The organism is Cellulomonas fimi (assembly GCF_028583725.1).
Classification (GTDB): Bacteria; Actinomycetota; Actinomycetes; order Actinomycetales; family Cellulomonadaceae; genus Cellulomonas; species Cellulomonas fimi_B.
On record NZ_CP110680.1, the window covers coordinates 1,489,651 to 1,507,927 of the forward strand.

Genomic DNA, 18,277 nt, shown 5'->3' on the forward strand with positions numbered 1-18,277 from the left:
AGCGGTCCGCACCCGTGGGACCACGGCGAACATCGCGTGCCCACTGGCGGACGAGACCGTCCCGTGACCTAGCATGGGGCAATGACCCAGGTGCTGCTGGCGGAGGACGATCCCGCGATTGCCGAGCCTTTGGCCCGCGCCCTCGGGCGTGAAGGTTACGACGTGCGCGTGCAAGGCACGGGTCAAGGTGCGATCGACGGCGCCGCCGCGGCGGACCTCGTCGTCCTCGACCTGGGCCTGCCCGACATGGACGGCCTCGACGTCGCCCGCGCGATCCGGAACCAGGGCCTCACGACCCCCGTGCTGGTGCTCACGGCGCGCGCCGACGAGGTGGACCTCGTCGTCGGCCTCGACGCCGGCGCGGACGACTACGTCACCAAGCCGTTCCGCCTCGCGGAGCTGCTCGCGCGCGTCCGGGCCCTGCTGCGGCGCAGCGTCGGCGACCCGGCCGACGAGGACGAGCTGCACGCCCAGAACGTCCGCGTCGACGTCGCGGCGCACCGCGCGTTCCAGGGCGAGCGCGAGCTGCACCTGACGGCGAAGGAGTTCGACCTGCTGCGCGTGCTCGTCGCCGCGGCCGGCACGGTCGTGGCCCGCGAGACCCTCATGCGCGAGGTGTGGGGCTCCGACCCGACCGGCTCGACGAAGACCCTCGACATGCACGTGTCGTGGCTGCGCCGCAAGCTCGGCGACGACGCGGGCGCCCCCCGGTACGTCACGACGGTGCGCGGCATGGGCTTCCGGTTCGAGACGGGCGCCGGCGAGCGGGTCTGACAGGTGCGTCGTCGCGTCCTGCAGGCGACGATCGCGGCGGTCACCGTCGCGGTCGTCCTGCTCGGCTTCCCGCTGGCGTTCCTCGGCGCGCAGCTGGTCCGCGAGAACGAGCTGCGCCGGCTCGAGGTGCGGCTGGAGTCCGCCGCGGAGACCGTCGACTTCCGCGCCGACTCCGGCATCGCGTACACCGACCGGATGCTCGAGCCGGCGGCCGGCCGGGTCGACGAGATCCCCGCGAACGTGGTGGTCCGCACGACGGACGGCGAGATCTACGAGGCGGGCGCCCCGGTCGAGGGGCGCGCGCTCACGCTCGAGACCACGACCGACTCGCACGCCGTCGTGGTGCTGTCGGTGTCGTTCTGGGACGTGTTCTGGGTGAGTGCGCGCGTGATCGCGCTCGTCGTCGTGGCCGCGGTGATCGCCTTCGCGGCGGGCATCGCGATGGCGATCTGGCAGGCGAACCGGCTGGCCGCACCGCTGGTCTACCTCGCCGCGTCGGCGGAGCAGCTCGGCTCGGGCCAGGTGCGACCGCGCCTCGAGCCGTCCGGGGTCGAGGAGATCGACCTCGTCGCGGCCGAGCTCGCGCGGTCCGCGGACCGGATGGCGGGGCGGCTCGCCGCCGAGCGGCAGTTCGCGTCCGACGCGTCCCACCAGCTCCGCACGCCCCTCACGGCGCTGTCGATGCGGCTGGAGGAGATCATGCTGGCCACCGACGACCCGCAGGTGCGCGAGGAGGCCCGCATCTCGCTGGAGCAGGTCGAACGGCTCGTGCGGGTCGTCGACGACCTGCTCACCAGCTCCCGCCGCGCGCAGGGCGGCACGACGGAGGCCATCCCGCTCGTCGACGTCGTCCACCAGCAGGAGGAGGAGTGGGCGCCGACGTTCGCGGCGGCGGGACGGCGGCTCGTCGTCGAGGTCGACGCGCAGACGCAGGTCCTCGCGACACCGGGCGCGCTCGCGCAGGTGCTCGCGACGCTCATCGAGAACTCGCTCAAGCACGGGGCGGGCACCACGACGGTGCGCTCGCGCACCGGCGGGCCGTCGGGTGCGGTGGTGGTGGAGGTCGCCGACGAGGGCGCGGGCGTGCCCGACGAGCTCGCGGGCCGGATCTTCGAGCGTGAGGTGACGTCGGGCGCCGGCACGGGCCTGGGGCTCGCGCTGGCCCGCGACCTCGCGAGCGCCGACGGAGGGCGCCTCGAGCTCGCGCAGCGCCGTCCCGCGGTCTTCGCGCTCTTCCTGTCGGGTGTCCCGGCGTCGCTGCGCCCCGACGTCGTGCTGCCGCTGGGTGCGGTCGTCTCGGCGCGGCCCGACCGCCGGCGTCGCTGACCCGTCCGCGTCACGCGGCGTGGGCCGACCGGGCGAAAAGTCGGTTTCGCCCGCACTTGTCGCCTGGATCGGCGGACCGGTCCCGTAACCTGCCGTGCAAGGTGCGGGCGGGACGCCACGTGCCGCCGACGTCCGCGGAGAGGAAGGGGAGCCGTGCGCCGCATCTCGCCCGCGACGCAGCACTACGCCTGGGGGTCGACGACCGCGATCCCGGACCTCCTGTGCGCGGTGCCGGACGGCCGGCCCGTGGCGGAGGCGTGGTTCGGTGCCCACCCGAGCGCGCCGTCCGTGGTCCACGACGACGGGTCCGACGTGCCGCTCGACCGCCTGGTCGCGGCGGACCCCACGGGCACGCTGGGCGAGGACGTGCGCACGCGGTTCGGCGGCGAGCTGCCGTACCTCCTCAAGGTCATCGCGGCGGAGTCGCCGCTGTCGCTGCAGGTGCACCCGAGCCGCGACCGGGCCCGAGCGGGCTATGCCGCGGAGGACGCCGCGGGCGTGCCGCTCGCCGCTCCCGAGCGCAACTACCGGGACCGCAACCACAAGCCGGAGCTCGTCTACGCACTCACACGCTTCGACGCGATGGTCGGGTTCCGCGCTCCGCGGCGCGTGGCCGAGCTGCTCGGCGGGCTCGACGCGCCGCTCGCGGCCGACCTGCACGCGCTGCTGGTCTCCGACACGACGCCGGGTGCGGTGCGCCGGGCCTTCGAGTGGCTCATGTCGCCCGACACGCGCCCGGCCGAGGACGACGTCCGCAAGTTCGCCGACGCGTGCGCGCAGCGGCTCGCGGACGGGTCGCCGAGCCCGCGCACGGACCGCACGGTCATGCGCCTCGCGGCCGCGTACCCGGGTGACGCGGGGGCGGTCACGTCGGTGCTGCTCAACCCGGTGACGCTGCACCCGGGGGACGCGCTGTTCGTGCCGGCCGGCTCGGTGCACGCCTACCTGCACGGGGTCGGCGTCGAGATCATGGCCAACTCGGACAACGTGCTGCGCGCGGGCCTCACCGCCAAGCACATCGACCTGCCGGAGCTCCTCGCGAACCTCGACGCGGTGGCCGCGCCGCCGATCCGCATCGCGCCCGAGCGCGTGTTCACGTCGACCGAGATCTTCTACGCCCCGGTGGACGACTTCGAGCTGTCCGTGACCCGCCTCACCGACGAGGGCGCGACGCGCATCCCGGGTCGTGGCCCGCGCGTGCTGCTGTGCCTGGAGGGTGAGGTCGAGGTGCGCGCGCAGGACGGCGAGCCGATGGTCCTCACCCGGGGGCAGTCGGCGTTCGCGCCCGCGAGCGACGGCGTGCTCACGGCGTGGGGCGACGGCGTGCTCATCCAGGCGGACGTGCCCTGACGGCGTCCCCTCCGGGGGAGCCGCCCGGCGGTGCGGTCAGGCGGTGCGGTCAGGCGGTCGTGCGGTGACCGGTGAAGACCCACCGCTTGTAGCCGACGTACCGCAGGACCGTGCCGACGGCGATGCCGATGACGGTGGCCACGTTGTCGGCCAGCGGGGTGTCGAGCTGCAGGACGTAGTGCGAGAACGCGAGCGTGAGGACCGGGACGGCCGCGCCGACCAGGTTGATCGCCCCGTAGACGACGAGCTCGCGACCGTGCCGCTCGGTGCGGTGCGACGCGAACGTCCAGTAGCGGTTGCCGAGCCACGACACGACCGTGGCGAGCGCCATCGAGACGATCTTCGCGGTGATCGGCTTCTCCTCCAGCAGCCCGCCGGGACCGAAGCGCAGCAGGTTGAAGACGCCGATGTCCACGACGAACGCGACGCCGCCGACGGACAGGAACCGGGCGATCTCGAGGCCACGGGCGCGGAGCGCGGCGAGCCGGAGGGCCGCCTGCGGCCGGGAGCCGGACGCCCGCGGGACGTCGGCGAGGCGACGCTCGTCGGTGGCACTCACGTGGTGGTCTCCTCGCCCTGGGCTGTCGTGAGGATAGCGGGACGACCTGGGAGCGGGGCAGGCGGAGGGGGACCGGTGAAGCGATTCGGCGCGGTCGTGGACGGGAGGAGGTGCGCGGCGGCGGCTCGGTTAGGCTCGGCGCCCGTGGCAGCACCTGTGGTGGCAGTGGTCGGCGGCGGTCAGCTCGCACGGATGATGGCGCCCGCGGCGACGGCCCTCGGCGTGCACCTGCGGGTCCTCGTGGAGGACGCGGGGTCGTCGGCGGCGCAGGTCGTGGTCGACGCGCCCGTCGGGGCCGCGTCGGACGTGGCGGCGATCGAGCGCGTCGTCGACGGGGCGACCGCGCTGACGTTCGAGCACGAGCACGTGCCGAACGACCTGCTCGAGCGGCTGGCCGGCGCGGGCGTGGCCGTGCGGCCCGCGGCGAGCGCGCTGCGGCACGCGCAGGACAAGGCCGTCATGCGCCGACGGCTGACCGCGCTCGGCGTGCCGTGCCCGCGCTGGGCACCCGTCGCGGACGCCGACGACCTCGCGGTGTTCCTCGCCGCGAACGGCGGCGAGGCGGTCGTCAAGACCACCCGGGGCGGGTACGACGGCAAGGGCGTGCGCGTCGTCCGGACCGCGGACGAGGCGGCCGACTGGCTCGCGGCGGCGGCCGACGGCACCGGCGCCGCCCTCATCGCCGAGCAGAAGGTGCCGTTCACCCGCGAGCTCGCCGTGCTGGTCGCGCGCCGACCGGGCGGCGAGGTGCGCACGTGGCCCGTCGTCGAGTCGCTGCAGCGGGACGGCGTGTGCGCGGAGGTCGTCGCCCCGGCCCCCGACCTGCACCCGGAGACCCGCGACCAGGCGCTCGACGTCGCGGTGCGCGTCGCCGAGGGGCTCGACGTGGTGGGCGTGCTCGCGGTCGAGCTGTTCGAGGTCGCGGTGCCGGGTGCGGCGCCGACGGTGCTGGTCAACGAGCTCGCGATGCGGCCGCACAACTCGGGCCACTGGACGATCGACGGGGCCGTGACCAGCCAGTTCGAGCAGCACCTGCGCGCGGTCCTCGACCTGCCGCTCGGTGACACCGCCGCCCGTGCGCCCTGGACGGTCATGGCGAACGTCCTGGGCAGCTCCCTCGACGAGCTGACCGACGCGCTCGACGCGGTCGCCGCGGCCGACCCGCAGGCCAAGGTCCAGCTCTACGGCAAGCAGGTGCGCCCGGGCCGCAAGCTGGGCCACGTCAACGTGAGCGGCGACGACCTGGACGACGTGCGCCGCCGTGCCCGGTACGCCGCCGCCCTGCTGCGCGGCGAGCAGCCGTGACGACCCCCACCCCCTCGTCCCGGCGCGCGCCGCGGACCGCACGGACGGAGACACCGTGACGACGACGCAGCCCCTGGTCGGGATCGTGATGGGCTCGGACTCGGACTGGCCCGTGATGGAGGCCGCCGCGCTCGCGCTCGACGAGTTCGGCGTGCCCTACGAGGTCGACGTGGTCTCCGCGCACCGCCAGCCCGACAAGATGGTCGACTACGGCCGGACCGCCGCCGCACGCGGCCTGCGCGTGATCGTCGCGGGTGCCGGGGGAGCGGCGCACCTGCCCGGCATGCTCGCGTCGGTGACGACGCTGCCCGTCGTCGGGGTGCCCGTCCCGCTCGCGCACCTCGACGGGCTGGACTCGCTGCTGTCGATCGTGCAGATGCCGGCCGGCGTGCCCGTCGCGACGGTGTCCGTGGGCGGCGCACGGAACGCCGGGCTGCTCGCGGTGCGGATCCTCGCCGCCGGGAGCGACGACGACGCGGCCCGTCTGCGCGAGGCGATGGCGCGGTTCCAGGACGGTCTGCGGGCGCAGGCGGACGCGAAGGGCGAGCGGCTGCGCGCCCGTTCCGGCGGGCGCCCCGCCACGGGCTTCTCCGTCTGAGCGTTCGCGGACGGCGTCCGCGGGCCTCGTGAAGGGCCCGTGCACGACCGGGCGCACGCGCCCCCTCACCGCGCGGACCCGCCGGGGGTCTGCTTACGGTCGGTCGGATGACCTCCGCGCCCGCCGTCACCGCCCCCTCCGCGCCCGCCCCCGCCCCGTCCGCGGCCGACGCGCCGACGCCCCGGCTCGTCGTGCTGGACGCGCTCCGGTTCGTCGCAGCGGCGGCGGTCGTCGCCTACCACCTGGCGGGGCGGCAGACGTCGGCGTGGGGCCCCGACCAGGCGGCGCGTCTCGGCGACGTGCCGCGGTGGACGTCCTACGGGTCGCTGGGGCCGGAGCTTTTCTTCGTGATCAGCGGCTTCGTCGTGCTCCTCACGGCGTGGGGGCGGCCGACGGTGCGGCTCGTGGCGTCGCGGCTGGCGCGGCTGTACCCCGCGTACTGGGCGGGTGTGCTGCTGACCGGCGGGCTGCTGCTCGTGCTGTGGCCGCAGGGCAAGGCCGTCGAGCCGGCGCAGGTGCTGGTCAACCTCACGATGGTCCAGTCGGCCCTCGGGGTGCCGCACGTCGACGGCGTGTACTGGACGCTCTGGGCGGAGCTGCGGTTCTACCTGCTCGTCGGTCTGCTCTCGCTCGCGGGCCTGAACCGTCGGCGGGTCCTGGTGGTCGCGCTGGTGTGGCCCTGGCTGGCACAGCTCGCCCTGCACACAGGGCTCACGGGCCTCGCGACGGCGCTCGTCGCGGACTACGCGTCGCTGTTCGCCGCCGGGATGGCCCTGTACGTGCTGCACCGCGACGGCCACCGGCTCGACGCGTGGCTCGTCGTGGCGGCCAACGCGGTCCTCGCGCTGCTGCTCGTCGTCCCGTCGCGCGCCGCGGTCCTCGCCCGGACGACCGGGTACGAGCCGTCGACGCTGCTCCTCGGTGCGGGCGTCGTGGTCTGCGTCGCCCTCGTGGCGTGCGCGGTCCTCACGCCGCTCGCCCGGGTGCGCGCGACGTGGCTCGTGACGCTGGGCGCCCTCACGTACCCGCTGTACCTGGTGCACGACTACTGGGGCCTGTACGTCGTGCACCTCGTCGCGCCGCACGTGCCGGCCGCCGTGGCGCTCGCCGCCGCGTGCGCGGTCGTCCTCGCGCTCGCGTGGGCCGTGCACCGGTGCGTCGAGGTGCCGTGCGGTCCGCGGCTGCGCCGCTGGGCGGAGGACGGCCTGGCGCGTGCGCGTGCGCTCGTGCTGGACCCCGTCAACCGGGGACCGCGGCTCGTGCGCGGGCTCGCGGAGGTCCGCCTGCCCGTCTGACCGGGTGCCGACGCGGGTCGGCCGCCGTCGTCAGGACGTCGGGACGCCTCCGACCACGCCGGGCGGCAGCGAGCCGTCGCGGATCGCGGCGAAGAACGCGGGCGCCTGGTCGGGGTCGAGCAGCACGGTCGAGCCGACGTCGCCCGGCCGGTAGTTCATGTCGGCGATCGGCGGCGTGCCCGTGATGCCCTCGGGACCGGTCGCCGCGCGGAACGCGAGCGCGAGACGCGCCATGTCGACGATCCCCGTGCCGTCGTCCACGGTCAGCGCCCCGGTCCCGGCGTCGACGAGCTTGACCTGCTGCGAGGGCTGCCACACGAGCGACGACGGCTCGACCTTGCCCATGACGGCGCTCACGAGCTGGCGCTGCCGCTCGGCCCGGCCCACGTCGCCCTTCGGGTCGGCCTTGCGCATGCGCGCGAACGCGAGCGCCTCGGTGCCGCCCACGTCGTGGCAGCCCGCGGTCCAGACCATGCCGGAGTCCGGGTCGTTCACGTCGGCGTCGTAGCAGAGGTTCACGCCCCCGACGGCGTCGACGACGTGGCCGACGCCCGCCATGCCGATCTCCGCGTAGTGGTCGACCGTCAGCCCGGTCAGGCCCTCGACGGTGCGGACCAGCAGCGGCGCCTGGCCCCACGCGAACGCGGCGTTGAGCTTGGACGCGCCGTGCTCCGGGATCTCGACGTACGTGTCGCGGGGGAGCGAGATGAGCGCCGCGGGCCCGTCCTGCGGGACGTGCAGCAGCAGGATCGTGTCGGTGCGCGCACCCTCGGTGCCGTCGGCCGCGATCCCGCCGTCCGCGCGCGAGTCGGAGCCCGTGAGCAGGTACGTCGTGCCGGGCGTGCCCGCCGCTCCGGACAGCGCGGGGGTGTGCTGGATCTTGCCGTTCGCCCAGTACGCCAGCCCGATCGGCCACGCGAGCAGCGCGACGAGCACGAGCACCGCGGTGAGCGCGACGAGCCGGCCGCGACGCCGACGGGGGGCTGCCGGGGTGTCGCCGCCGCCGACGGGTGCCGGTCGGCCGCCGCCCGGACCTCCGGGCCGTGCGCCCGGGGCCGCCGCAGGCCGTGCCGCAGCACCCGCACGGGACGTCGTGGACCGCGGGGTCGCGGCGCCCGCGGAACGCGTGCCGCCGGCCGCCGCGGTGCCGCCGACCGGGGTCGCCGCTCGCGGGCGGGCCGGCGCGGGCCGTGTCGCCGGAGCGGGCCGTGCGCCGCCGACGGGGATCGCCGGTGCGCCGTCGGCGGGACGGGACCCGCCGGACGCCGGCGAGAACGACGCGGGTCGCGGTGCGCTCGACGGACGCCCGGCGGACGGGGTGCCGCGCGGCGGGGTCGAGGGCGCGCCCGCGGAGGGCGTGGACGGGGTGGGGCGGGCCGGACGGGAGGCGGGCGCGTCGGTCCCGACGACGATCGCCTCGCCGTCACCGCCGTCCGCGGGCCGACGCGGCGGAGCCGCGGGGGTGAACGACGGCGGCGCCGAGGGACGCCCGTCGCGGGTCACGGGGCACCTGCCGTCATGCCGGGCACACCGCGGTCGTGTCCTCGGCGGTGAACGCCTCGCGACCCGCCTGCTTGGTGGGGGCGGGCGTCGGCTGCTCGGGGACGGGCGCGGTCGCCTCGGGGGCGGTGGGCGCCGTCGTGCCGGGCGTCGGCGCGGTCGTCGTGGGCGTGGTCGGCTCGGGCTCGCCGAGCGCGGGCAGGTCTGCGGCGACGTTGGCCCACATCTCGGTCGCGGCCGACGTCCACTCGACGCGGTTGGGGTCGCTCTTGGCGGGTGCCCACGGCACGGTCATGAACGTGATGCTGTCACCCCGGATGGAGCGCATGTTGTAGGTGAGGCCGGTCATCGCGGTGAGCGACAGCCCCGAGTCGGTCGTGAGCGAGCTCGTCGCGGCGTCGAGGAACGACACGAGCTGGCCGAGGTCGCTCAGCACGTTCTTCGACAGGACCTCGGTCGCCATGGCCGCCACGAGGCGCTGCTGGTTGCCGATGCGGTTCGTGTCGGAGCCGTCGCCGACGCCCTTGCCCTTGCGGGCCCGGGCGAACGCGAGGGCCGTCGGGCCGTCGAGCCGCTGGACGCCCGCCTGGACGTTGAGCCCCGCGTCCTTCGAGGTCATCGCGTTGGGAATGCAGATCTCGACGCCGCCGATGGCGTCGATCATCGACTGGAACCCGGCGAAGTCCACGACGACGAAGTGGTCGATCGGGACGCCGGTGTTCTCCTGCACGGTGCGGATCGTGCACGCCGCCGCGGACGCCATGTCGCCGCCCATGTCCCACCCGGTCGCGAACGCCGTGTTGAACATGCCGTGCGTCGCGCGCGACTTCTTGCCGTTCGACATCGTGCACGACGGGATGTCGACCAGGGAGTCGCGGGGGATCGAGATGGCCTCGACGCGCTGCCGGTCGGCGGACACGTGGACGAGGATCGTGGTGTCGGACCGCATGCCCGCCACGTCGCCGCCGATCTGCGCGTTCACGCCGTCGCGCTGGTCGGAGCCGAGCACGAGGATGTTCACCGGGGCGCCCTTGTTCGGGTCGTCCGGGTCGGGTGTGCGGGTCACCTGGGGCGTCGGCCCGACCAGCGCGGAGACGTCGACCTGGTCCATGTTGCCCTGGAGCCGGGTGAACGCGGCCGCCGCCCCGGCGACGCCGAACGCGACGACCGCGACGGTCGTCAGCGCGATCCCGCGCAGGATCCGGTGGGTGCGCGGGTTGCGGGCGTGCCGTGCCGCGCGCGGGCGCGGCACGGCGACGTGGCGTGAGGTCACGGCATCGATCGTAGGAGAACGGCGTCACCGCACCGCGCATTGCGCGGGCGGGCGTCGTAAAGGATCTGTGCAGATGAGCGACGCGCCGGGCGCGCCGGTCAGCGCCCGAGCTGCGCGTACTTGGCCTCGGTCGCGTCCTTCTGCGGGCGCCACCACGACTCGTTGTCGCGGTACCACTGCACGGTCGCCTCGAGGCCGGCGCGGAAGTTGCCGTAGCGCGGGCTCCAGCCGAGCTCCTCGCGCAGCTTCGTCGAGTCGATCGCGTAGCGCAGGTCGTGGCCCGGGCGGTCGCTCACGAGGTCGTAGGCGTCCGCCGGCTGCCCCATGATCTCCAGGATCGACTCGACGACGGTCTTGTTGTTCTCCTCGCCGTCCGCACCGATCAGGTACGTCTCGCCGATGCGGCCCTTCTCGATGATCGCCCACACCGCGCTGTTGTGGTCCTCGACGTGGATCCAGTCGCGGACGTTCTCGCCCGAGCCGTAGAGCTTGGGGCGGACGCCGTCGATGACGTTGGTGATCTGGCGCGGGATGAACTTCTCGACGTGCTGGTACGGCCCGTAGTTGTTCGAGCAGTTCGAGATCGTCGCCTGCACGCCGAAGCTGCGCGCCCACGCGCGGACCAGGAGGTCGGACGACGCCTTCGTCGAGCTGTAGGGCGACGACGGGTTGTACGGCGTGTCCGGCGTGAACTTCGCCGGGTCGTCGAGCTCAAGGTCGCCGTAGACCTCGTCGGTCGAGATGTGGTGGTAGCGGACGCCGTGGCGCCGGACCGCCTCGAGGAGCTGGTACGTCCCGATGACGTTCGTGCGGAGGAACGGCCACGGGTCGTGCAGCGAGTTGTCGTTGTGCGACTCCGCGGCGAAGTGCACGACGAGGTCGACGTCCTTCACGAGGTGGTCGACGATGTCCGGGTCCGCGATGTCACCCTTCGCGAAGACGACCTTGCCCTCGACCGGGTCGAGGCTGCGCTCGTCGCCTGCGTAGGTCAGCGCGTCGAGGACCGTCACGTGGACGTCGGGACGCTCACGGACCGTCTGGTGGACGAAGTTCGAGCCGATGAAGCCGGCTCCGCCGGTGACGAGCATGCGCACGGTGTAGACCTCCGGGGCGGGTGGGAACGTACGAACTCTAGCGGGGGACGGATCGGGCAGGGCTGGTCCGTGGAGCGCTGTATCCTCGAACGTCGACCGCCCGCAGCCCGACGCCGGCCGTCGCGCGCGACGGATCGCCCGCACGAGGCGCGTCGCCACGGAAGTCCACCGGGACGTCCCCGATCTGGAGGCACCACCATCGACACGCTGGCAGCGCCCGACGCGCCGTCGGGCTCGACCGCCCTCGTCCGGGAGGTGCGGCACACGCCGCCCATCTGGAAGCAGTGGAACCTCGTCTCGAACTTCGCGCAGCGCGACCTGAAGTCCAAGTTCAAGGGCTCGGCCCTGGGATGGGCGTGGTCGCTGGTCGTGCCGCTCGCGACGCTCGCGATCTACACGGTCGTCTTCTCGGTCGTGTTCCGCGCGCAGCCGCCCGACTTCGGCAACGGCCGCGAGGGCGTCTTCGTGGTGTGGCTGTTCGGCGGCCTCACCACCTGGACGTTCTTCGCGTCGAGCGTGAACGCCGGCATCAGCGGCCTCATCGGGACCGGTGCGCTGCTCAAGAAGATCTTCTTCCCGAGCTACGCGCCCGTCCTCGGCTCCACCGTGGCCGTCGGCGTGCAGAGCGGGATCGAGCTCGGGCTCTTCCTCGTGGTGCTGCTCGCGCTCGGCAACATCGGCTGGACGTGGCTGCTCATCCCGTTCTGGCTCGTGCTGCTCGTCGTGTTCGTCGCGAGCCTCGCGGTCGCGTTCGCGATCCTCAACGTCTACGTGCGCGACCTCGCGCACCTCGTCGCGGTCGCCCTGCAGCTGTTCTTCTACGCGACGCCCGTCATCTACACGCTCGACCTGGTCCCCGCGTCGTGGAACGGGATCCCGATCCGCGCCATCATCGAGTGGAGCCCCATGAGCCTGTTCGTCGAGCTGCTGCGCGGCAACGCGTACGCGCTCGAGACCGGACCGGCCGGCGCGTGGCTCGCGCTCGTCGGGTACACCGCCGCCGCGCTGGGCCTGGCCGTGCTCGTCTACCGCCGTCGTGGCGGCGACCTGGGGGAGGAGCTGTGACCGGTCCCGCGATCCAGGTCTCGCACCTGTCGAAGCACTTCAAGCTCCACCAGGAGCGGCGCAACTCGCTCAAGGAGCGCGTCGTCCGCGGCAAGTCGCGGTCGGACGGCACGTTCCGTGCGCTCGACGGCGTCAGCTTCGACGTCGAGCGCGGCACCACGATCGGCCTCATCGGCCACAACGGCTCGGGCAAGTCGACCCTGCTGAAGATCCTCGCGGGCGTGTACCGCCCCACGAGCGGCGCCGTCCGCGTCGACGGGCGCGTCTCCGCGCTGCTCGAGCTCGGCGCGGGTTTCCACGGGGAGCTCACGGGCCGCGAGAACATCTACCTCAACGGCGCGATCCTCGGCCTCACGCGCAAGCAGATCGAGGCGTCGATCGACGACATCATCGAGTTCGCGGGCCTCGGCGAGTTCATCGACTCGCCCGTGAAGATCTACTCGTCCGGCATGTACGTGCGGCTCGGGTTCGCGATCGCCGTGACGCTCGAGCCGGAGATCCTCATCGTCGACGAGATCATCGCCGTCGGGGACGAGGAGTTCCAGCGCAAGTGCTTCGACCACCTGTTCCGGCTGCGGAACCAGGGGACGACGATCGTGCTGGTCACGCACTCCATGGGGCTCGCCGCGGAGCTGTGCGACTCGGCCGTCTGGCTCGACCACGGCACGGTCCGCGCGGCCGGGAAGGCGCCCGAGGTCATCGACGCGTACCTCGCCGACGTCAACCAGCAGGAGGCGCGGACGAACGACGAGCCGGGCACGGTGCGCACCGGGCTCGACGCGATCCGCAGCGGCTCCGGCGAGGTCCAGGTCCTGTCGGTCGAGGCGCTCGACGAGCTGGGCCAGCCGCTCCCGGTCGTGCTGACCAACGAGCCGCTCACGCTGCGCGTGCACTTCGAGGCGAAGGAGCCCGTCCAGGACGTGACGATCGGCATCGGCTTCATCCACGAGAACGGCATCGGTATCGGCGGAAGCAACACCCGCCAGCACGGCGTCCCGATCTCGCTCGAGCCGGGTGTCGGGTACATCGACTACTCGACCGACCGTCTCGACCTGATGCCGGCCAACTGGCGGATGTCCACCGCCGTGCGCAGCCACGGCCACGTGTACGACATGCTCGAGAAGGCGTTCCCGCTGCCCGTGCGCAGCAGCGGCGGGGACGACGGCGGAGCCGTGCGGCTCCACGGCCGCTGGGGCGACGTCGTGCGCGAGGGCGCGCCCGCGACCGCCCCGTCGGCCGCGGCACCGTGAGGGACTCGCTGACGCGGCGGATCGGCCGTCGGGTCCGCGCGGTCCTGGCCCCGAGCCCGGCACCGGTCGCCGACGACCACCCGCGCGTCCTGGACCTGACGGCCGGGCAGGTGGTCGAGGAGCACGTCGGTGCGGACTTCGCCGCCGCGCTCGCCGGCGGCCGGGCCGCGGTCGTCGCGCACTGGTCGCGCGCGGCGGCCACGACGCTGTCGGCCCGCGGCCTCGTCGCCGAGCTCACGGCCGCGGGCTACGCGGTGGTCGTCTCGTCGTCCTCGCCCGCGGCCGGGCCGCTCGGCTGGGGGGACGTCGACCTGTCGCGGGTCGCGGTCCTGCGCAAGCCCAACATCGGGTACGACTTCGGCTCGTGGACGGTCGCGCTCGACCGGTACCCCGAGCTCAGCGCGAGCGACACGATCGTGCTCACCAACGACAGCCTCGTCGGGCCGTTCGCGACCCTCGCCCCGTACCTCGACATGCTGGCCGCGTCGAGCACGGACGTGTGGGGGCTGACCGAGACCGCGCAGTTCACGCGCCACGTGCAGAGCTACTTCCTCGGCTTCCGCCGTGGTGTGCTGCAACGGCCGGCGCTCGCCGCGTTCTGGCGCGACGTGCGGCACTACGACGACAAGCAGCTGGTCATCCACCGGGGCGAGCTCGCCTTCGCGAGCCTCCTGCACGCCGAGGGCATCCCGCTCGGGGCCGCCTTCCCGGCGGGGAGCGTCGTCGACCTGGCGGACAACCCGACCATCATCGGCTGGCGACGGCTGCTGGAGGCGGGGTACCCGTTCGTGAAACGCGAGGTCGTGCGGTCGCCGCACCTCGCACCCGAGGGGGACAGGGTCGCCGAGGTGGTGCGCGACCTGTACGGAGTCGACGTGGCCGACTGGATCGAGCCCGACGAGGCGAACGACGAGGCGCAGGACAGCGCGGGGGAGCACGGATGAGGCGGATCACCCGAGCGGGTGTCGTAGGCAGGATCAAGCGGCTGCGGATCGCGGTCGGCGTGCGGATCGCGGGCACGCGCCCGCGCAAGGCGGACACCGGTTCGCGGACCAGCATGTCCAGCTGGTTGCAGCGTCAGCGCGGCCGGCGGACCGGCGCGTTCCCGGACGCGTGGCGCGTCAACGAGGCGCTGCCCTTCGCGGCCCCGTCGCGGGTCGGCGTGGCGATGCACGTGTTCTACGCGGACCTGGTGCCGGAGCTGCTCGCGCAGCTCGCGCACGTCCCGGTGGAGGTCGACCTCCTGGTCACCAACTCCTCGGGCTCGCCGCTGACCGTCGACGTCTCGGGCCTGTCGAACGTGCGGAACGTCGCGGTGCTCGACGCGCCCAACCACGGCCGGGACATCCTCCCGCTCGTCTCGCTCGTCAACGCGGGCCTGCTCGACCCGTACGACCTCGTGCTCAAGATGCACACCAAGCGCAGCACGTGGCGTGCCGAGCACGCCGAGCTCGGGGGCACGGGCGACGAGTGGAAGACGTCGTTCTTCGAGGGGCTGCTCACGGACGCGGCGAACGTGTCCGAGATCCTCGGGGCGTTCGCCGCGCAGCGCGACCTCGGGGTGGTCACCGCGGACGGCAGCGTCCTGGGTGCCGAGTTCTGGGGCGGCGACGAGCCCGCGGCGCGCGAGCTGCTGGAGCGGCTCGGCATCACCCTCGACGCGCCCGCGCTGCGGTTCCCGGCCGGCTCGATGTACTGGGTCCGGGGCATCGTGCTGCAGGGTCTGCGGTCGCTCGCGCTCACGGCCGAGGACTTCGAGCCCGAGGCGGGGCAGGTCGACGGCACGACGGCGCACGCGATCGAGCGGCTCGTCGGCGTCCTCGCCGTCGAGGCGGGCCTCCGGGTCGAGGAGCGGCGGTCGGTGCGCGGCGACGCGGGCCGCGCGCGGCGGTACGCGGTCGACACCGAGCCCGAGCGCTGCATGCGGACGGTCCCGTTCTACCTCCCGCAGTTCCACGCGACGCCCGAGAACGACCGGTGGTGGGGCACGGGGTTCACGGAGTGGCAGAACGTCACGGCGGCCCACCCCGTCTACCCGGGGCACGAGCAGCCGCTGCTCCCGTCCGACCTGGGCTTCTACGACCTGCGGCTCGACGCGGTGCGGGACGCCCAGCAGAGCCTGGCGACGGCGTACGGCGTCGAGGGCTTCATGTACTACTACTACTGGTTCGCGGGCCGGCGGCTCCTCTCGATGCCGATCGAGAAGCTCGCCGCCGGGGACACCCCCAAGACGTTCTGCCTGATGTGGGCGAACGAGAACTGGACGCGGCGCTGGGACGGCCGGTCGTCCGACACGCTCATCGGGCAGGACTACGACACCGTCCCGGCGACGCAGTTCATCGACGACATCCTGGAGTTCATCCGGGACGAGCGGTACCTCAAGGTCGACGGGCGCCCGCTGGTGTCGGTGTACCGGATCTCGCAGATCCCGGACTACCCGGCGGTGCTCGAGCACTGGCGCCGCCGCGCCCGCGAGGAGGGCGTCGGCGAGCTGAAGATCATCAACGTCGACGTGGCGAAGGAGTTCGACGGTCTCGACCGGTCGGTCGCGACCGCGGGCCTCGACGGCACGCACTGGTTCCCGCCGCACAACGCCAAGTGGGACTGGCTCGACTACGCCGACCTCGGCGCCGACGCGGAGTTCCGCGGGAACCTGCTGAGCTACGACGGGCTCGTGCGGGACGCCGAGAAGCGGCTGCGCAACCTCGCGCCCGGGGTCTTCCCGGCGGTGATGGTGAACTTCGACAACACCGCGCGACGGCAGTGGGGCGCGGACATCTGGCACGGCTCGAACCCGTACACGTTCCGCCGCTGGCTCGCGGCGACCGCCGACGCGGTCGCGGACCGCCCGGAGGAGGAGCGCCTGGTGTTCGTGAACGCCTGGAACGAGTGGGCGGAGGGCGCGGTGCTCGAGCCGACCGTCCGCCACGGCCACGGCTACCTCTGCGCGGTGCGGGACGTGGTCTTCTCGTGACCGTCCTGCGGCACGGTGCGGACGGCCACGGACGAGACGAAGGACTGACGGCATGACGGCGAACCTCCCCACGACCCCCCTGCGCGCGCTGCCCGCGACGGAGCGCGACGGCGTCCGGGTGGTCCGCGAGACCGGGCAGGCGTGGCTCGACGGGTCCGAGGACGAGCTGTTCCGCCGGCTGACCACGAGCGGGCTGCCGCTCGACTCGCTCAGCGACGAGCTGTTCGCGACCGCGACCAGCTGGCCCGAGCGGTACCACCTGTCGCCGTCCCGGGCGAACGTGATCCGGGCGCTCGACCTGCCCGCGGACGCCCGCGTGCTCGAGATCGGTGCGGGCTGCGGTGCGATCACGCGCTACCTGGGCGAGACGTGCGCGCTGGTCGACGCGCTCGAGCCGACGTTCCCGCGGGCCCGCGTGGCCGCCGCGCGGACGGCCGACCTGCCGGGCGTCGTCGTCACCAACGCGGAGGTCTCGGACCTCCCGGACGAGGCCGCGTACGACCTCGTCGTCGTGGTCGGCGTGCTGGAGTACGTCGGCGGCGGCGGCGACGACCCGCAGCCCTACGTGACGTTCCTCGACGAGCTGCGCCGGCGGCTGCGGCCCGGGGGCGTCCTCGTCCTCGCGATCGAGAACCCGCTCGGCGTGAAGTACCTCGCCGGGGCGCCCGAGGACCACTCCGGGCAGGTCTTCCACTCGGTCGAGGGGTACCCCGTCGACGGGCCGGCGCGCACCTTCACGCGACGCCGGCTGGCCGAGCTCGCACGGCTCGCCGGGTTCGGCGCGACGCACGTGCTCGGCGCGTTCCCGGACTACAAGCTGACGCGCATGGTGCTCGACGACGCGCTCCTGGAGCGTGCGCCGGGCCTGGCGGTCGCCGCGCAGCACTTCCCGAGCCCCGACTGGGTGCTGCCCCGTCCGGTCCTGCTCGACGAGGCGCTGGTCTGGGGCCAGCTGGTCGAGGCGGGCGTGGGTGCCGAGTTCTCGAACTCGTTCCTGCTGCTGGCAGGCACCGGTGACGACGCCCCGGAGCTGTGGGGCGGGGACAAGCTCGCGGAGTACTTCTCGATCAGCCGCGGGCGCCCGTACCAGGTCGCGAAGCGCGTCGCCGTCGAGGCGGACGAGGTGACGATCACGAGCCGGCGGCTCGGGTCGGGCAGCCACGGCGACCTGACCGTGCGCGAGTACACCGAGCCGTGGCTGGCCGGCGCGTCGCTCGTGGACCTCGCGCTCCAGGAGCCGGGACGCCTCGACGACCTGGTCCGCGACTGGGTGCGCCTGCTCGGCGAGCGCGTCGACGCCAGCGCCGACGGGACGCCGTTCGACGTCCTGCCGCACAACGTGCACTACACCGACGGGCAGGCGACGGTGATCGACGACGAGTGGCGCTCCGCGTCGCTCACGCGTCGTGACGTCGTCCTGCGCGGTGCGCTCCTGCTCGCGCGCGACCTCCTCGACCGCGCGCCCGCGTCGACGTGGGGCGCGACGACCGCGTACGACCTGGCCGAGCGCGTCGCCACCGTCGCGGGCGAGAAGGTCGGGCGCGGCGACCTCGAGGCGGCCGTCGTCCGCGAGAGCGAGCTGCAGGCCGAGGTCGGCGGTGCGGCGCGCGGCTCCGACCGCTTCGACCGGATCCGGTCGGTCGTCGAGGAGGACCTGCGGCGTCGCCTCGACGAGCCGCGCGCGGGCGTCGCCCCGACGCCCGTGTGGCAGACGGCGGACGACCAGAGCTCCGAGGCCACGGAGACGCGCGACCTCCTGTGGGCCACGGGCGCGCAGCTCGACGAGGCGCGGCGCGAGCTCGCGGAGGCGCGCCGGGAGGCCGCCGCCGCGCGGGCGCGGGTCGCCGAGATCGAGCAGGGACGTGCCTACCGCGCCGCGTCGGGCGTGCGCCGGCTGCTCGGCCGGGGCTGACC

The 18,277-nt window shown here is 74.0% G+C and carries 15 protein-coding genes; 11 read left to right on the plus strand and 4 right to left on the minus strand.

All coding sequences use genetic code 11. From position 1 onward, the window contains the following. Positions 1–81: 81 nt before the first annotated feature. The 3 genes from OOT42_RS06855 to manA all read left to right on the plus strand — a co-directional run bounded on the left by OOT42_RS06855 (position 82) and on the right by manA (position 3,450). Positions 82–774: a response regulator transcription factor gene (locus OOT42_RS06855; protein ID WP_273654136.1), complete on the plus strand. Its 693-nt coding sequence runs from the start codon at positions 82–84 to the stop codon at positions 772–774. A 3-nt stretch (positions 775–777) separates the two neighbouring features. Then, the gene (locus OOT42_RS06860) at positions 778–2,100 is read left to right on the plus strand and encodes an ATP-binding protein (RefSeq protein ID WP_273654137.1); all 1,323 of its coding nucleotides are present in this window, start codon (positions 778–780) and stop codon (positions 2,098–2,100) included. Positions 2,101–2,253: 153 nt separating this feature from the next. Continuing rightward, complete coding sequence (gene manA / locus OOT42_RS06865; RefSeq protein WP_273654138.1) at positions 2,254–3,450, plus strand: mannose-6-phosphate isomerase, class I; 1,197 nt, start codon at positions 2,254–2,256, stop codon at positions 3,448–3,450. Positions 3,451–3,499: 49 nt separating this feature from the next. Here the strand turns inward: manA and OOT42_RS06870 are convergent, their stop codons facing one another. Beyond that, the gene (locus tag OOT42_RS06870; RefSeq protein ID WP_273654139.1) at positions 3,500–4,009 is read right to left on the minus strand and encodes a GtrA family protein; all 510 of its coding nucleotides are present in this window, start codon (positions 4,007–4,009) and stop codon (positions 3,500–3,502) included. Between the two features lie 144 nt (positions 4,010–4,153). Here OOT42_RS06870 and OOT42_RS06875 point away from each other — a divergent pair, with 144 nt between their 5' ends. From OOT42_RS06875 to OOT42_RS06885, 3 genes are all read left to right on the plus strand, one after another. After that, positions 4,154–5,314: a 5-(carboxyamino)imidazole ribonucleotide synthase gene (locus OOT42_RS06875; RefSeq protein WP_273654140.1), complete on the plus strand. Its 1,161-nt coding sequence runs from the start codon at positions 4,154–4,156 to the stop codon at positions 5,312–5,314. A gap of 88 nt (positions 5,315–5,402) precedes the next feature. Further along, a complete protein-coding gene (gene purE / locus OOT42_RS06880) occupies positions 5,403–5,912 on the plus strand; it encodes a 5-(carboxyamino)imidazole ribonucleotide mutase (RefSeq protein ID WP_273654797.1) in 510 nt (169 codons plus the stop codon). Positions 5,913–6,019: 107 nt separating this feature from the next. Further along, positions 6,020–7,207, plus strand: coding sequence for an acyltransferase family protein (locus OOT42_RS06885; protein ID WP_273654141.1), 1,188 nt, complete (start codon positions 6,020–6,022; stop codon positions 7,205–7,207). Positions 7,208–7,237: 30 nt separating this feature from the next. On the opposite strand, the gene OOT42_RS06890 is transcribed toward OOT42_RS06885, so the two are convergent. From OOT42_RS06890 to rfbB, 3 genes are all read right to left on the minus strand, one after another. After that, on the minus strand, positions 7,238–8,149 hold the full coding sequence (locus tag OOT42_RS06890; protein ID WP_273654142.1) for an LCP family protein: 912 nt from the start codon (positions 8,147–8,149) through the stop codon (positions 7,238–7,240). A gap of 574 nt (positions 8,150–8,723) precedes the next feature. After that, entirely contained in the window at positions 8,724–9,980 is a 1,257-nt protein-coding gene (locus OOT42_RS06895; protein ID WP_273654143.1) for an LCP family protein, read from the minus strand. Positions 9,981–10,078: 98 nt separating this feature from the next. Then, on the minus strand, positions 10,079–11,074 hold the full coding sequence (gene rfbB / locus OOT42_RS06900) for a dTDP-glucose 4,6-dehydratase (protein WP_273654144.1): 996 nt from the start codon (positions 11,072–11,074) through the stop codon (positions 10,079–10,081). 255 nt (positions 11,075–11,329) lie between these two features. Between rfbB and OOT42_RS06905 the strand changes: the two genes are divergently transcribed. From OOT42_RS06905 to OOT42_RS06925, 5 genes are read left to right on the plus strand one after another with little or no spacing between them, the layout of a single operon-like run. Continuing rightward, complete coding sequence (locus OOT42_RS06905; RefSeq protein ID WP_273654145.1) at positions 11,330–12,139, plus strand: ABC transporter permease; 810 nt, start codon at positions 11,330–11,332, stop codon at positions 12,137–12,139. Then, entirely contained in the window at positions 12,136–13,389 is a 1,254-nt protein-coding gene (locus OOT42_RS06910) for an ABC transporter ATP-binding protein (RefSeq protein ID WP_273654146.1), read from the plus strand. The genes OOT42_RS06905 and OOT42_RS06910 overlap by 4 nt, the downstream gene beginning before the upstream one ends. After that, a complete protein-coding gene (locus tag OOT42_RS06915; protein WP_273654147.1) occupies positions 13,386–14,333 on the plus strand; it encodes a rhamnan synthesis F family protein in 948 nt (315 codons plus the stop codon). The genes OOT42_RS06910 and OOT42_RS06915 overlap by 4 nt, the downstream gene beginning before the upstream one ends. Next, on the plus strand, positions 14,330–16,363 hold the full coding sequence (locus OOT42_RS06920) for a glycoside hydrolase family 99-like domain-containing protein (RefSeq protein ID WP_273654148.1): 2,034 nt from the start codon (positions 14,330–14,332) through the stop codon (positions 16,361–16,363). Before OOT42_RS06915 ends, OOT42_RS06920 begins: the two co-directional genes overlap by 4 nt. Before the next feature lie 52 nt (positions 16,364–16,415). Next, positions 16,416–18,275: a methyltransferase gene (locus tag OOT42_RS06925; protein ID WP_273654149.1), complete on the plus strand. Its 1,860-nt coding sequence runs from the start codon at positions 16,416–16,418 to the stop codon at positions 18,273–18,275. Positions 18,276–18,277: the final 2 nt, after the last annotated feature.